Here is a 15879-nt window from a genome sequence, read left to right as displayed (position 1 = left end):
AAGTTAGTGCTCAATCACTAACTACGTCAAGAGGGTGGAGGAGGGGGGCATATGCGTAAGGGGCGCCTCGCACGGAGAACGCCCCTTACATCGCCGCATCGCCGCATCGCCGCATCAAGGAACCAAGGCATCAACGCATCAAGGCATCAACTGGGACGCGGTGCCCCCTCAAGCCAGTCGTACGACCGCTCGTGACATCCCGAGCACCTTCTGCCCGGCGCTGGTCGCCGTGAGGTCCACGCGGACCGTGTGGTCGTCGAGCTTGGCGGCCACCTTGCCGCTGACCTCGATGACGGCACCCTGGTCGTCGTCCGCGACGACCACCGGCCGGGTGAAACGGACGCCGTACTCGACGACCGCGCCCGGATCGCCGGTCCAGTCGGTGACCACCCGGATCGCCTCGGCCATCGTGAACATGCCGTGCGCGATCACGTCCGGCAGCCCGACCTCCCTGGCGAACCTCTCGTTCCAGTGGATCGGGTTGAAATCCCCCGACGCACCCGCGTACTGCACGAGCGTGGCCCGCGTCACCGGGAACGCCTGGCCGGGCAGTTCGGTCCCGACCTCGACCCCGTCGTAAGCGATCTTCGCCGTCATCGGTTCCTCACGCCTCCTCGGCCGCGCGGGCCACCAGCTTCGTCCAGGCGGTCACCACATGCTCGCCCGCCTCGTCACGGACCTCGCCCCGGATGTCCAGGATGTCGTTGCCCGCCATGGACCTGATCGCCTCGATGGACGAGGTGACCGACAGCCGGTCACCGGCACGCACCGGACGCACATAGGCGAACTTCTGGTCACCGTGCACCACACGGCTGTAATCCAGGCCGAGCTGGGGATCCTCGACGACCTGACCCGCGGCCTTGAAGGTGATCGCGAAGACGAACGTCGGCGGAGCGATCACATCCGGATGCCCCAGCGCCTTGGCGGCCTCCGGGTCCGTGTACGCCGGGTTGAGGTCCCCCACCGCCTCCGCGAACTCACGGATCTTCTCCCGGCCCACCTCATAGGGCTCGGTCGGCGGATAACTCCGCCCCACGAAGGACTGGTCGAGCGCCATGGCCCGCACCTCCCGATGTCTGCCTGCTGATGCGCTGATGTCTGCTGCCTGTGCGCCGACGTCAACCAGACGCCTGCCACATGCCTGCCTGGCGCGGCCTGACGCCTGACGCGGCCTGATGTCTGCTCTGGGCGCCCTGTAGTCGACTGGAACCGGTCGGTAACCGGCATCGAAACGACGCGAGGCCGCCCCCGACTAGTGGGGGCGGCCTCGCGTACGAGCCTGATTTATCGCGTTTCGCGGTGCGCGGTGTGCGCGTTGCAACGCGGGCAGTGCTTCTTCATCTCCAGTCGGTCCGGGTTGTTACGCCGGTTCTTCTTGGTGATGTAGTTCCGCTCCTTGCACTCCACGCAGGCCAGCGTGATCTTCGGGCGGACGTCGGTGGCAGCCACGTGAGTGCTCCTTGACGAACGGATAGGACGGTTGAACGCATAAAAGAGTAGCCGATCGAAGGACCGACCCCGCAATCGGCTACTGTCAGTAGCGGTGACCGGACTTGAACCGGTGACACAGCGATTATGAGCCGCTTGCTCTACCGACTGAGCTACACCGCTGTGATGCGATCGGGCCCCGCCTTGCGGCGGGGACCTCTCACACCAGAGCCCCAATACGGAATCGAACCGTAGACCTTCTCCTTACCATGGAGACGCTCTACCGACTGAGCTATTGGGGCGAGCGATGAAGACATTACACGCTCGCCTGCCGTTCGCCCAAATCCGTTTCGGGGCCCCCGTCCGGCCTTGTTCCACCCGCTGTCCGGACCCCTGCCGCGGCCCGTCTCACGGCTCTCCCACCAGTCACTGAGGCCTCTCCGGCACGACGGACCACACCGGTACGACTATTGCGCTCCTCCCCGACGCGAGCGGATCGCCACCCTAGGCTCGACTCACTCTGCGTGATCTTGCGTCCTGCTGCACAGTCCCCGATCCCCTGGAGCGCGATGCCCGACAGCCAGCCGCAGCCGCCCCACTCGTCGTCGTCCTCATCGGGCTCGTCCTCCTCCAGTGCCTCCGGTGCTTCGGGTTCTTCAGGCTCTTCTGGTTCTGCGGGTTCTGCGGGTTCTGCGGGTTCTTCAGGCTCTTCGGGTTCTTCGGGGTCGCCTTCTTCTTCGGGGTCGCCTTCTTCGGGTTTCCCGGGCGCCTCGGGACAGGCGGGTGACCCGGCCGCCCTGCTGCTGTGCGGGGCGCGGCTGACGGACGGCCGGACCGTGGACGTACGGCTGGGCGGCGGGCGCATCGAGGCGGTCGGCACGGCCGGCAGCCTGGCTGCGGGCGGAGTGCGGGGCTGCGGCACGCGCGTGGATCTCACCGGCTATCTGCTCCTGCCGGCGCCGGCCGAACCACACGCCCACCTGGACACCGCGCTGTCGGCAGAAGGCGACGGCCCGGCGTCGTACGAGGCCCAGGAGGTCCAGCGTCGGGCCACCGAGGCGGCGCTGTTGCAACTGGGGCACGGGGCGACCGCGTTGCGGGCACACGTGCGCGTGGGCGATGTTCAGGGGTTGGGCGCGCTGGCCGCCGTACTGCAGGCGAGGCGTTCGCTGCGCGGGCTGACGGAACTGACGACGGTGGCGATGCCGAGGGTGCTGACCGGCGTGGCGGGGGCGGACGGGCTCTCGATGCTGCGGGACGCGTTGAAGATGGGCGCCTCCGTGGTGGGCGGCTGTCCGGATCTGGACCCGGATCCGACCGGGTATGTGGAGGCGGTCCTCGAGGTCGCCGCCGAGCACGGTTGCCCGGTCGACCTGCACACCGACGCCGCTGACCCGGCCCGCCTCGCGCGGCTCGTGGCGATGGCCGGCGGGCTGCGCCCCGGGGTGACGATCGGCCCGTGCGGCGGCCTCTCGCGGCTGCCTGACGAGACCGTCCGACGCACCGCGGACCAGCTCGCGGCGGCCGGGGTGACGGTGGTGTGCCTGCCCCAGGGCAGCTGCGGCGGCACCGACCAGCGGGGCACGGCTCCCGTACGGCTGCTGCGGGCGGCCGGCGTGCGCGTCGCCGCGGGCAGCGGCGCCCTGCGCGACATGTCCAACCCGGTGGGGCGCGGTGACCCCTTGGAGGCGGCCTACCTGCTGGCCTCCCGGTACGGGTTGCGGCCCGAGGACTCGTACGACGCGGTCAGCTCGTCGGCACGGGCCGTGATGGGGCTGCCCGAGGTGCGCGTGGAGGCGGGTTTCCCGGCCGAGTTGCTGGCCCTGCGCGGCGACCGGCTGGCGGGCGCGCTGTCTCTGGCGTACAGCCGGATCGTGGTGCATCGGGGGCGGGTGGTGGCGAGAACGAGCGCTGTACGGGAGTACTGCAACTCGGCTGCGGCGGTGGAACTGGGGCTGCCTCGGCAGGGGCGGGGAGCGTTGTCGTGAGGGTGGGACCGAGTAGGCGAGGGATGGGCAGAGGCTCGGCTCGAGGGGCTAGGACGGTTCGAGGGCGATGGCCCCGGACAAGCGGTCCCAGCGGGCGGGGACTGAGGCGTGTTGGGGCGTTGGGACGCCCGGTACGCCCAGCGTGCGCGGGGCGCGCAAAGCTGGCACGTGCGCCGGGTGGCCCTCTCTACGTGTACGCCGTGGGCACATCGGCGTGAACGTACGGGGAGTCCTGCCCCGCATCACCGGCCTGCCCCGCATCACCGCCGCGCACTGAGCGTGACCGTTTTCGGCTCATGCGCCGCCACCCAAGCGTCCGAGGAGTTCGAAGAGCCCGAGCCCTCAGCTCATGCGGGGCGGGCGCCAGGACAAGGGGTCATCGAGGCGCACCGGGGAGCGCGCAAACGGAGGTCGTGCGCCCAGCGCATGAGCTCTTCGTGCACGCTCCGCATGCGGCTCCGCACGCAGCTTCGCGTGCGCACTCTGGGACGTGGCTCAAGTCGTGCGGCGGATGCGGCCGTCCGGGCGTACGGTCGGAAACATGCGCATTGTCATCGCTGGTGGTCATGGTCAGATCGCGCTGCGGCTGGAGCGGTTGCTCGCCGCGCGCGGAGACGAGGTTGCGGGGATCATCCGTCACGCCGAGCAGGGCGACGACCTGCGGGAGGCCGGTGCCGAACCGGTTCTGATGGATCTGGAGGCGGCCTCGGTCGAGGAGGTCGCGGCGTGTCTGCAGGGCGCCGACGCAGCGGTCTTCGCGGCGGGCGCCGGTCCGGGCAGCGGGGCGGCCCGCAAGGAATCAGTGGACAAAGGGGCGGCGATCCTGTTTGCGGACGCGGCGGTTCGGGTCGGCGTACGACGACACGTGGTCGTCTCGTCGATGGGCGCCGATCCCGCACACCAGGGGGACGACATCTTCGACGTGTACCTGCGCGCGAAGGGCGAGGCCGACGCCCACGTACTGCGGCTGGACGCCCTCGACGCGACGATCCTGCGCCCCGGGTCGCTGACGAACGACGCCGGTACCGGCCTGGTCCGGCTGGAGGCGCACACGGGCCGCGGTGCGATCCCCCGTGACGACGTGTCCGCCGTACTCGCGGAGTTGGTGGACACCCCGGCGACGGCCGGCCTGATTCTGGAACTGGTCAGTGGGTCGACTCCGGTGTCGGTGGCCGTGAAGTCCATCGCCGGGAACTGAGCGTGGCGGGCGAGGGGGCGCCGGCCGCACAGGAGGCCCTGCTGCGGCGTATGTACGAGGTCTTCTCGACAGACGAGCGCGACACCTTCGTACTCCGGTGTCTGGCGCCGGACGTGGACTGGCCGAACGTCCTCGACGGCGTCCGTCTGCACGGCCGCGAGGAGGTACGCGCCTACTGGACGCGGCAGTTCGCGGCCGGGCATCCCCTCGTACGCCTGGAGGGGGTGCGGCTCGACGGGGATGGCGTGGGGGTGGTGGCGACCGTACGGACGGGGATGTGGGAGGACGCGTCGGGTGACCGGTGGGCGGAGGGGACGGTCGAGCACGTGTACCGGTTCGGCGGGGACGGGCTGGTGACGCGGATGGACGTACGGGCGGGGGCGCAGGAGCCCTAGCAAGCGGCCGTCCGTGGCGGTCATCCCGAAGGCGGTCGTCCAGAAGGCTGTCGTCCAGAAAGTGGCCTTCTAGAACAGGTGCAGTTGGCCCGCAATCTCGGGGATGACGAAGGCGTCCAACGACGGTTGAGCCGCGTCTAGTTGAGCCTGTCGGCGGGAGCCGGGGCAGGAGACGAGTGCGCCGTTCCGGCGTGCGCCGGGCGGGTCATGCCGTGCGAAGCGTCCGGCGACGACGGCGATCTCTCGACGGCATTCGGGGCAGCGCCTGCGGCGAGTGGACATGGGGTCAGTGTGCCCTGAGCGGAGGCGTGTTGTGCGTGGGGCACCCGCCTGGGAGTGGTGGCTGCGGCGCGGGCGGGCGGCGCTGTGCGTGCTGCGTGCCGCCTGCCGCCCGCCGCCCGCCGCCTAGGCGTAGGTGCCGTCGTGTCTGGGGCGTCCAGGCTGCTTGGTCGAGATCGGACCGTCAGTCCACGTGGCCGGCGTCCACCGAGGTCAACCGATGTGGGGAGACGTGCGTGTCCGGTCCATCGCGTGGTCGATGCGCAGGCGCATCGTCGGATGGACGTCCAGGTCGGGAAGGTCGGCCGGGTCGACCCAGCGCACGGCGGTGGCCTCACTGCTCGTGCGGAGTTCGCCGCCGGTGGGGCGCGCGGAAGCAGATGCCGAACTGCTGGCGGATCTCGCCGTCGTCGTAGGACATCACATGGCCCGGATCCGTGTAGATCCCGGAGAGATCGTCGACGTCGACCTTGATCCCGGTCTCCTCCCAGACCTCGCGCACCACGGTGTCCCTGATGGACTCCCCCACCTCGTGGCCGCCGCCGGGCAGTGCCCAGCGGCCGTTGTCGGAGCGCTGGACCATGAGTACCTGTCCCGCGTCGTTCTGCACGAACGCCACCACGGAGGGCACTACCGAGTTGGCCCGCGGGGCGGCAGGGTCGTGCAGGTAGTCGATCCGTCCCATGCCGGCGTACGTACCCCTTCGCGCCGGGACAGACCCGCGCCGGAACCCCTGCATGCCCGGCAAGCGCCACTTGCTTAAGTCAATCAACTGACTTAGCTTGAGGATGAAGGACACACCCCATGCGTCTGCGTATGGGGATTCGTATGCAGCACATGCCCCATGTCTACGGAGGCCCGGCACATGTCCCACGCACTTCCCCACCCCGCCGCCGACGACGACGGGGTGGTGTCCGCAGCGCCGCGGGCCAATGCCGTCGTAGCGGTCCTGGCCTTCGGCGGGATCGTGGTCTCGCTGATGCAGACCCTGGTGATTCCGATCGTCCCGGAGCTGCCGAAACTCCTGAACGCCCCGGCGTCCGACGCTGCCTGGGCCGTCACCGCCACGCTGCTCGCCGCGGCCGTGGCCGTCCCGATGATGGGGCGGCTCGGAGACATGTACGGCAAGCGACGCATACTCCTGGCGAGCCTGGTCCTGCTCATCGCCGGTTCGGTCACCGCCGCCTTCAGCGACTCACTGGCCCCGATGATCGTCGGCCGGGCGCTGCAGGGCACGGCAAGCGGCGTGATCCCGCTCGGTATCAGCATCATGCGGGACGAACTGCCCGCCGAACGGCTCGGTTCCGCCACCGCGCTCATGAGCGCCTCTCTCGGTGTCGGCGGCGCTCTCGGCCTGCCGGCGGCCGCCGTGATCGCCGACAACTTCGACTGGCACGTACTGTTCTGGAGCTCGGCCGCGATGGGCGCCGTAGCCCTCCTTCTGGTCCTGCTCGTGGTGCCCGAGTCGAAGGTGCGCACGGGTGGCCGGTTCGATGTCCTCGGCGGTATCGGCATGGCGGCCGGTCTGATCTGTCTGCTGCTGCCCATCTCCAAGGGTGGCGACTGGGGTTGGGGCAGCGGCACCACGCTCGGCCTCTTCGCCGCGGCCGTCGTGATCCTGCTGCTGTGGGGCTGGTACGAGCTGCGTGCCGAGCAGCCGCTGGTCGACCTGCGCACCACCGCCCGCCGCCAGGTCCTGGTCACCAACCTCGCCTCGATCGCGCTCGGCTTCGGCATGTTCGCGATGTCCCTGGTGCTTCCGCAGCTCCTGCAGTTGCCTGAGGCGACCGGCTACGGTCTCGGTAAGTCTCTGCTCACCGCCGGCCTGGTCATGGCCCCGTCCGGCCTGGTGATGATGGCGGTCGCCCCGGTCTCCGCGGCCCTCTCCAAGGCCAGGGGCCCGAAGGCCAGCCTGATGCTCGGCGCCCTGATCGTGGCCGCCGGCTACGGCCTGAACATCCTGCTGATGGCCGAGGTCTGGCAGTTCGTCCTGGTGTCCTGCGTCATCGGTTCCGGTATCGGCTTCACGTACGGTGCGATGCCCGCGCTCATCATGGGCGCCGTGCCGCCGTCGCAGTCCGGCGCCGCCAACAGCCTCAACACCCTGATGCGGTCCATCGGTACGTCGACGGCCAGCGCCGTGGCGGGCGTCATCCTGTCGCAGATGACCACGAACCTCGGCGGGGTGCCCCTCCCCTCCGAGAACGGCTTCAAGACCGTCCTGGCCATCGGCGGCAGCGCGGCACTGCTCGCGTTCGCGGTCGCGTCGTTCATCCCGCGGCATCGGGCGGCAGCGGCGGCCGGGGGCTCCGCGGGCGAGTGCGCTGTGGCCGGGGCGCAGTCCACCTCGGTCCCGACCCCGTCTGCCTCGGCCCCGACTCCGTCCGCCGCCGCCCCGACTCCGTCAGGGGCGGCCGCGGTCGATACGGGTGCCTCGACCCTGTCCGCCTCGGCCGCGATCGAGGAGGGCGCGGCTGGGCTGCCCGGGCCGTCCGGACTGTCCGGCGCGGCCGAGCGTCCCAACGGAGCCGAGCCGGGGCTTACGGGACCCACAGGGCATACACCCTCGCCTGCCTCCGTCGTGACCGCCGCCGAGCAGGACAGAGCGAGTGGCCCTGCCGACGGCGGAATCCGGGTGAACGGTCATGTCCTGGGGGCGGAGCACGTCCCCGTGGCCGGAGCCGCGGTCACGCTCATCTCACTCGGCGGGAAGCAGCTGAGCCGGTCGGTCTCGCGGAGCGACGGTTCGTACGGCGTCGATGCGCCCGCCGCCGGTTCGTACGTCCTGATCGCCTCCGCCGCGGGCTGCCAGCCACAGGCCTCGACACTCGTGGTCGCCGACGGGCCGGTCCGATACGACGTTCTGCTGGGCGGCACGAGCGCCCTCGCCGGGCTGGTGCGGTCCGCCGAGAGCGGGACACCGGTCGCCGATGCCGTGGTGATCGTGACCGACGTGCGCGGGGAGGCCCTGGCCACCGGACGGACCGACGTACTGGGCGAGTTCACGGTCACCGACCTGGTGCCGGGGACGGTGACGCTCGCCGTGAACTCCCCCCAGCACCGTCCGCTGGCCCTGCCCGTCGAGATCGGCGGCGCCGGCACCACACGCATCGAGGTCGAGCTCAGGCCCGGCGCCCATGTGCGGGGCACGGTGCGCGGAGGGGACGCCCCGCTGAGCGACGCCCAGGTCACCCTGGTGGACGCCGCGGGCAACGTGGTCGCCACGGCGAGGACCGGGCACGACGGCACATACGCCTTCTCCGACCTGGACAGCGGCGCTTACACGGTCATCGCGACGGGCTATCCGCCGCAAGCGGCCACGGTGTCGGTGACGGGCGGCGGCCTGGACGACCACGACATCGAACTTGCACACACCGGGGAGTAGTTCGCACCTGGTTCTGGCGCGCGGCCCGCATGGACCCCTTGTGCAGGGGGTTCGTGCGGGCCGTTCTCCAGGACGGCCCGATGGTGAAGGGAACATACGAAAAGACCCCCTCCGCTCTACGTTTCCGCAGATCAGAGAGGGTCTTTTCACTCAGCGTGGCGGCGCCAGGGTTCGAACCTGGGTAGGCTGAGCCGGCAGATTTACAGCGGGACGATCCTTTGCCACCTGACCTGGCAATACGGCCAGTCGGAAACCCTTCGGGGGACATCTGGGGGAATCAGAGACCATCGCGCCCCTCCACGTCGAACTCGATGCAGCCATACGTACCGCCTTCGGCAGTCCGAGTCCGCCAGTCCACGGCGACGCCTTGCACCTACGTCATCCTTGAAGCGGAAAGCCTCGTCTCACTAGTTCAGACAATCAGGACGCTCGTTGATGCGGTAGGTACCGAAAGCGCGGGTGTCGATGGTGGTGGAGAGAGGGAGCGAAGCCTCGGCAGAGCTGGCTCCACGCCGCTACTCTGCTGATTCCACATCAGGCAACAGGGGCGATAAGCAACGGGGGACTACGTGAACGACGAAGGTCATGAGGGCGCGGAACATGCCATTGAACTGGACAAAGCCGTGCAGGCTATACGGAACGGGTTGATCGCCGCGGCCGAACAGGCTGAGGGGCAGGACCTGACCTTCGAACTGGGCGACATTCAGATGGAGTTCACCGTTGAGCTGCGCAAGGAGCTCAAGGGCGGCGGCAAGGTAAAGGCTTGGGTCCTGGAGGCCGGAGCCGACGCGACGCGGACCTCAGCCAGAACCCACAGGGTGGCGTTCACGCTCAAGCCCAAGGACAACCGCACAGGTGATCGCTGGAAGGTGGGCAACGAGAACCAGGGCAGCGTCGCCGGGTTCGGGTCTCGGTGACGGCAGCCGCCCTCAGAGGTGGGGCCCACGCAGCCACGGCCGCCCACCCCGCCGAGCGTGTGGTGGCCGTGCTCGGCCACAGCCAGGGTACCGGCGTACTGCTCGCCCCGGACCTGGTCCTGACCAGCGCACACCTATTGAGCAGCGGTCAACTGCTCTCGGGGCAGGCCCAGGGCCAATCCCTGTCTGTGGCCCACCCGCGCAGCTCCGACCTCGTTCCCTGCGAGGTGGTCTGGTACAACACCGAGCTCGACGCGGCCCTCCTGCTCGCTGAGCAGTACGTCCTGAACGCCGACCAGATCGCGGTGCTCGGCAGCATCCGGCTCGGTGAGCTAGCCACCGAGTCACCTCTGCCTCACTGTGAGATCGTCGGCTTTCCGGGCGTACAGCGATACGGTGCCGAGGGTCGGCTCGACCTGGACCAGTACACCGGAACCGTGCTCCCGGTGGCAGGACGCCTCCGTGGTGATCTGACCTGCTCGCTGGACCTGCCTCCCGCCACCGAGCGCGGTGACGGCACCTCACCACTGGCTGGCCTGTCTGGGTCCCCGCTTTTCGCCGGACCCGTACTACTGGGCCTGGTCACAGAGATACCGAAAGAACGCAACCACCAGCGCGTCACGGCGGTCGCCATGGCACACCTGATGGCGGACCAGCGGTTCTCCGACCAGCTCCGCCGTCTGCGTGCCTCCTTTCGCTGCGAACGCGTCACTGATTTCCACCGCCAGGACCTGCGCTACGAGCCGGACTACGCGAACGCTGTGAGCGCCCGCTACCGGAAGACGGAGATCTTCGGCCTGGAGGAACTCGGGCGCAACGAGTCCACCTGGGACCTGGAGACCGCATATCTGACGCTGGAGGCCGAAACCTCCGTCCGGGCGAAATCGCGCCACCCAGGGCCTGGCCCTCAACGCGTCAACGACCTGCTCGCCGACCGCCCCCGCATCCTGCTGCGCGGCGAAGCCGGCGCGGGCAAGACCACTCTGGTCTGGTGGCTGGCGGCGCACTCGAGCGCGGGCACGTTGGGCCCCGAACTCGCCGACCTCAATCACCTGGTGCCGTTCGTCGTTCCGCTGCGTAGCATCCGCGCCCAGGGCCGCCCCTTCCCCAAGCCGGCCGAACTTCCGCTCGCCGCCGAACTCCAGGTCGACAACCCGCCGGAGGGCTGGGCCCGTCGGGTTCTGGAATCCGGCCGAGGGTTGCTGCTGATCGATGGGTTGGACGAAGTACCGCGTGAGGACCGCACGGCCGCGGCCAGTTGGCTCTCCGAGTTTCTCCACCGGTTTCCGCAGACGCGGTGCATGGTGACGGTTCGCCCCCTGGCCGTCGAGGAAAGCTGGCTCACCGAAGAAGGCTTTGACGAGCTGCGGTTGCTGCCGATGCGTGACCCCGACATCCGGAAGTTCGTGGCAGCGTGGCACCGCGCCGCCGTGGGCCCTCGTGACGAACTGGCCGGGCTGGAGCGGGACCTGAACCAGCAGCTCACCAGGAATCCCGCGCTGCGAGACCTCGCTCGGACGCCACTGCTCTGCGCCGTGATCTGTGCCCTGCACCACCGCAATCGGGGCCTGCTGCCGGACAGCCGTTGGGCTCTGTACCGTTCCGCGCTGGCCATGCTTTTGGGTAGCCGAGACAAGCAGCGGCAGATAGGTGCCGCGGAGGGCATCACGCTCGGCGTCGAGAAGCAACAGCAGTTGCTCCAGCGCATCGCGGTCTGGCTAGTGCGCGGCGGTCAAACCCAGTTGTCACACGAGGACGCGATCGAACAGATCACCCTCGCCCTTAAGGGCATGGCCCGGGTCCGCAAGAGCACCACGCCGGAGCAACTGCTGATCCACCTCCTTAATCGCAGCGGTCTACTCCAAGAACGCAGCCGGGATGCGATCCAGTTCATCCACCGCACGTTCCAGGACTATCTGGCCGCCAAGGAGTTCCTTGAGAGTGGCTCCCTGAACGAAATGCTGCGCCATGCGGTCGAGGAAGAGTGGCAGGACGTGATCCGGCTCGTGGCCGGGCACTGCGACCGTGGGCACTCACAAAAGATCGTGAAGAACCTGATCGACCAAGGCGACACGGCGGATCACCACGAGAACCGGGCCGATCTGTACGTGCTGGCGGCGCACTGTGCCTTCGAATCTGCCTACTTCGAGGACATGGACGAGGTCGAGGAGCGCCTGGGGCGAATCATGCCGCCTAGGGGTCCTGAAGACGCCAACCGGCTCGCGTCGCTGGGACCGGACGTACTGCCACTACTGCCGAGGCCGGACGGTCTCAAGCCGACTGAGGCCGCCTGGGTGGTGCGAACCGCGGCAAGTGTGGCGGGCCGTGAAGCTATGGAGATCTTGCGATGCTTCGCGACGCGCAGGGAACCCCTCGTACGGCACCGCCTGGCCCTGAGCTGGGAGCAGTTCCCCATTCGGGAATACGCCCAAGAGGTACTGTCTCAGGTCTCGCTCAAGGGTGTGCCGTTGAGGATCGACAGCCTCGAAAAGCTGGCGCAGCTCCGCGAGCTCGGCCCACTCGGATCAGTGGTACTGCGTGGCCTCTTACCCCCCGCAGCGATCGCCAGGGACTTGCCTGAGGGGAAAGTGCGCGGGTTGTCCCTGATACACAATCCGTCAGTTGAGAATTTCGCGTTCCTAGCCGGACAGCAGGACCTCTGTGAACTCCAGGTCACGGATTGTATCCGCGTCACGGACCTGTCGGCACTTGCTGCTCTGCCGTTGCGCTCCCTTAAGCTCGGTGTTGAGCATCTCCCCCCGACTGCGCTGGATGCCATCAGCAGCATTGAGACTTTAGAGCGGCTCGACCTGGAGCCACTCCCCTTTGCGTACCGTGATGCTTTGCCCCGCGCGCATCCCGGTATCAAGCACCTCGCACTATTGGTTACGCATCCCGTGCTACTCGACTCCCTGCCCGAGTGGCACGGGCTGCAGAGTTTGCGCCTCAGCGGGCCCGTGAACATCTTCACCGCGTTGCATCTCGTAGGCGAGCCGCCGGAACTCACGGAGTTGCAAGTCGAACTGCGGCGGATTCCGGATCTCGTACTCGTATCACCCCTCCCCCGCGTCTCCACGCTGTCCCTGCTCAGAGTGGAGGATCCATCCGACCTTGGGCAGATCGTAGAAACATTTCCCGCCCTCCAAAATCTGCGGCTCACCCTGCGCACGAACCGCACCGTTGGCGAACCACTCGACCTAACGCCACTGGCCGACATGACGGACCTCAGAATGCAAGTCAGGACGCCGATAGAGGTTCCGATCATCGGTGCCAACCTTTTCGGAGACCGCCTGCAACTGGACATAGGGAGATTGGCGCATAGAGGGCGCCTTAGCAGACCGCGAGACGAGACCCTCGACTATAGGGCGATCAGCCCCACGACTATCGCTCACCACGGTAGTTCATCTGCCGTCGCCGTTTCCGAATCGTTCGGCGGTGTGGCGGCGCCAGGTTTCTAACCTGGGGAGGCGGAGCCGGCAGACTTACTGAGGGCCGCTCCCAGCCTGCCTGACCTGGCAAGAAGAGCAACGGCGCGTCCCTGAGGGGACACCCGGGGGACCACGCACCACGCGTCCCTCCAACGTTCTGTCGGCCGACGCGATTCGCCAGCTTTCGCCACCCCCCGCGGGGCTCTGACCAGGCACTTCTAAACGATCTTCTTTGGCGAAGGCAACCGCCACCCCTCGCGCCACGCCTTCACCATGGGTTTTCGCCACAGTTTTGGATCATGAAGCTGGTTCCGACGCTTGAAGGTATTGGTGACTTGGGGTTTCCTCGTCATGGAGCCGAAAGGCACCCACAACGCATGGATGCCTGGCTCCGGGCAGCTCCCCGGAGCCAGGCTCACATGCGGGTTAGGGGCGAGTCCGGCCGACTACGCACCGGTCGGGCTCGCCTGCCGCCCAACCAACCGTCCGGAACGCCTCTGATGCATCACACAAAGTGCTCGATGCACCCCGCGATGGCAGTGACCGCGGTCAGAAACAAGGCCACCAGCTGGACCCAGTCCGGTAACTGACTGCGCCTGCGGCACCGTGCTCGCCGTGTCGATCGCTCCATCTGATTCGATCTCCCATCTCTCAGTGATCCCAACAGAGTTGGGGCCCGCCTGGTTCAGGCGGGCGATCGAGGAGACAGGCATCGAACCCACAAGAAGTTAACTGGCGCGCCAGTGGCGCAAGTGCCGGTTCAAGGGTGGCGAATGCTGGCGAACTCCCGCACACCAACTGACCACAGCGCACGGCAGTGCCATCTCCGCTGTCAGTGCCCTGCTCTACGGTGTCGCCCATGGCACCTTCGGAGATCACTCGTGCAGGCATCCTGCAGGCGATTGCGGAGCACGACCGGCTCGGCCCGGAGGCGTTCCGGGACACCTACGGCTACCGCGCCGCGGCTACCTATCTCCTGGAGTACGAGGGGAACCTGTACGACTCGAAGGCGATAGCTGGCGTTGCCCACAAATACGACTTCGGCGTAGCCCTCAAGCCCTCCTCCCCGGGGCTCAGCGGGGGCCTCAAGCATGCAGTGGCGTGGCTCCGGAGGGAGGGCTTCACCGTGGTGGAGCCCCCCAAGACCTTTCACAGGCGCGTGGGAGACGTCCGGCCGGCTCGACGTGCGACGGGGCCCGCTCTGCACCGTCCCGTGCTTCTGCTCTGGGCCATCGGCCAGGCTCTGGCCGGAGCACCCCGCATGCAGCCATGGACAGCCACACGTGATGCTGTCGCACCTCTGCTGGTGAAGTACGGCCAAGTGGAAGACGGTGTGGACGGAGCCCGTTACCCGTTCTGGGCACTCATTCGCGATGAGCTGTGGACCATCGAGCAGGGGCAGGAACTCAACCTGACCAGCCGTGGGCGGCGCCCAACCCTGGAGTCTCTGAACGAGGTCAATCCCCTTGGTGGTCTGCGCAAGGATGACTACAACCTGCTCCGCTCGCACCCGGATGCCGTGGCATCCGCGGCTGCCGGACTGATCCTGCGCTACTTCCATCCCCTTCCGGCCGACTTGCTCGAAGACTTCGGCCTCCACGAGTTGCTCGCCGGTAGGTGGCCGGATGCCCTGCGTCCTCTGCTTGGGGAAACCTTCAAGGATCGGGACGCCATTTGGCGGGCCTATGGCGGCCAGAAGATGGCAGGGATCGGCTGCCTCGCCGACGGCATCCTGAGCGCCTTCTCGGACGACAAGGGGCCTTACGCCGATGGGCGCATCCCGGACACCAACTGGATCGCCTACGTGGGCGACGGTCTGTCCGGCGACCAGAAGCTCACTGACGGCAACGAACTCATGGCCGAACATCAGACGGCTGGTCGCCCGCTGCGCTACTGGCACAAGCCGTTCCAGGGACAGTTCAGCTTCGAAACCTGGGCCGTGATCGTGCAACGCCGACTGCGTTGGGGGGTTGGAGAGGACAAGCTACCCCGCCGCGAGTTCCTTTGGGTGCTGGCGCCTGTCCCCTCCCCAGAGCGGGAGACCTGGCCCGCCGAAGTACTCGAAGCGCTGGACGCCGATACAGGGGAGCTCCACGACGACACTGGCGACTACCGTCCCAGCGACCTCGCCCTTGAAGCCCCCGGCGACGAGGAGAGCGACGAGGATGCGTATCGGCGTCTGGCGCAGAAGGCTGAGGCGAACGCCGAGCGGCGCGGCCAGATGAAGAAGCCGACACTGGCCGACAAGTACGTCCGCGACCCCAGCGCGCGAGCTGCCGTCATCAAGCGCTGCCGCGGCAGGTGCGAAAGCCCTCAATGCGCAGGCCACCCCACCGAGCTGACCACAGCCGGCCTGCCAATCTTGCAGGTCGACCACGTCAAAGACCTCGCCAAGGAAGGGCCCGATGTCCCTTCGAACATGATCGCCTTGTGTCCCAACTGCCACGCCCTCAAGACCCACGGGGAAAACAAGGAGAAGCTCCGGCGCCTGCTCACTGCTACAGCACGACGCCTCCATGAGGCGATGCTCGATTGACTTACGCGTGCCGGCGTCTACTCGTGGAGTAGGCGCCGGCACGTCACAGGAACGGCTTTCAAGACCGATGGGCGATTGCGAGGTCCATGCCCTCTGACCTGCAGAGCAGGCCCCTGACGAACGCCCTACGACGCTTCCGGCCCACACATGGCCCATGAGCCCGCAGGAGCCACCCTTCGATCCGTGTTCAGCTGAGCTTGCGCTATCGAAGCTTGCGCCTCGGGCTGCAGTTGCTGCCCTGACTCGCGGCCCAGTGGTTTTGGAACCCTGGCCGTCCCAGTCCCCAGTCCCCGCTGTTGCCCGTGGTTGCGCGGTTGCTGGCGCA

At 67.9% G+C, this 15879-nt stretch carries 11 protein-coding genes, 2 tRNA genes and 1 pseudogene; 7 read left to right on the top strand and 7 right to left on the bottom strand.

What is annotated here, in order from left to right; genetic code table 11:
* Nucleotides 1-168: 168 nt before the first annotated feature.
* The 5 genes from OG870_RS27980 to OG870_RS27960 form a co-directional block, all read right to left on the bottom strand.
* Nucleotides 169-597, bottom strand: a complete 429-nt coding sequence (locus OG870_RS27980; protein WP_266519598.1) for a MaoC family dehydratase — start codon at nt 595-597, stop codon at nt 169-171.
* 7 nt (nt 598-604) lie between these two features.
* Complete coding sequence (locus OG870_RS27975; protein ID WP_266844373.1) at nt 605-1057, bottom strand: MaoC family dehydratase N-terminal domain-containing protein; 453 nt, start codon at nt 1055-1057, stop codon at nt 605-607.
* A gap of 227 nt (nt 1058-1284) precedes the next feature.
* On the bottom strand, nt 1285-1449 hold the full coding sequence (gene rpmG / locus OG870_RS27970; RefSeq protein ID WP_003948671.1) for a 50S ribosomal protein L33: 165 nt from the start codon (nt 1447-1449) through the stop codon (nt 1285-1287).
* Between the two features lie 89 nt (nt 1450-1538).
* Nucleotides 1539-1611 (bottom strand) — tRNA-Met (locus OG870_RS27965).
* A gap of 46 nt (nt 1612-1657) precedes the next feature.
* Nucleotides 1658-1730, bottom strand: a tRNA-Thr gene (locus OG870_RS27960).
* A gap of 495 nt (nt 1731-2225) precedes the next feature.
* On the opposite strand from OG870_RS27960, the gene OG870_RS27955 reads away from it, so the two are divergent.
* The 3 genes from OG870_RS27955 (at nt 2226) to OG870_RS27945 (ending at nt 5009) form a co-directional block, all read left to right on the top strand.
* A complete protein-coding gene (locus OG870_RS27955; protein WP_266520561.1) occupies nt 2226-3416 on the top strand; it encodes an amidohydrolase family protein in 1191 nt (396 codons plus the stop codon).
* A gap of 541 nt (nt 3417-3957) precedes the next feature.
* Nucleotides 3958-4614: an NAD(P)H-binding protein gene (locus tag OG870_RS27950; RefSeq protein WP_266519592.1), complete on the top strand. Its 657-nt coding sequence runs from the start codon at nt 3958-3960 to the stop codon at nt 4612-4614.
* 2 nt (nt 4615-4616) lie between these two features.
* Nucleotides 4617-5009: a nuclear transport factor 2 family protein gene (locus OG870_RS27945; RefSeq protein ID WP_266589368.1), complete on the top strand. Its 393-nt coding sequence runs from the start codon at nt 4617-4619 to the stop codon at nt 5007-5009.
* Nucleotides 5010-5078: 69 nt separating this feature from the next.
* Here the strand turns inward: OG870_RS27945 and OG870_RS27940 are convergent, their stop codons facing one another.
* Entirely contained in the window at nt 5079-5291 is a 213-nt protein-coding gene (locus OG870_RS27940; RefSeq protein WP_266589366.1) for a hypothetical protein, read from the bottom strand.
* A 210-nt stretch (nt 5292-5501) separates the two neighbouring features.
* Nucleotides 5502-5973, bottom strand: a pseudogene (locus OG870_RS27935) (NUDIX domain-containing protein).
* 180 nt (nt 5974-6153) lie between these two features.
* Here OG870_RS27935 and OG870_RS27930 point away from each other — a divergent pair.
* The 4 genes from OG870_RS27930 to OG870_RS27915 all read left to right on the top strand — a co-directional run bounded on the left by OG870_RS27930 (nt 6154) and on the right by OG870_RS27915 (nt 15554).
* Nucleotides 6154-8673 carry an MFS transporter gene (locus tag OG870_RS27930; RefSeq protein WP_266844376.1) on the top strand — a complete coding sequence of 840 codons (2520 nt, stop codon included), beginning with the start codon at nt 6154-6156 and terminating at the stop codon, nt 8671-8673.
* Nucleotides 8674-9242: 569 nt separating this feature from the next.
* Nucleotides 9243-9590 carry a trypco2 family protein gene (locus OG870_RS27925; protein ID WP_327691672.1) on the top strand — a complete coding sequence of 116 codons (348 nt, stop codon included), beginning with the start codon at nt 9243-9245 and terminating at the stop codon, nt 9588-9590.
* Nucleotides 9591-9652: 62 nt separating this feature from the next.
* Entirely contained in the window at nt 9653-13048 is a 3396-nt protein-coding gene (locus OG870_RS27920; protein WP_327691671.1) for an NACHT domain-containing protein, read from the top strand.
* 829 nt (nt 13049-13877) lie between these two features.
* On the top strand, nt 13878-15554 hold the full coding sequence (locus tag OG870_RS27915) for an HNH endonuclease signature motif containing protein (RefSeq protein ID WP_327691670.1): 1677 nt from the start codon (nt 13878-13880) through the stop codon (nt 15552-15554).
* Nucleotides 15555-15879 lie beyond the last annotated feature (325 nt).

The sequence above is a fragment of the Streptomyces sp. NBC_00461 genome (assembly GCF_036013935.1).
Lineage (GTDB): Bacteria > Actinomycetota > Actinomycetes > Streptomycetales > Streptomycetaceae > Streptomyces.
Note: the sequence above shows the minus strand (reverse complement) of the source record. Positions and strands in the feature narration are given on the sequence as shown.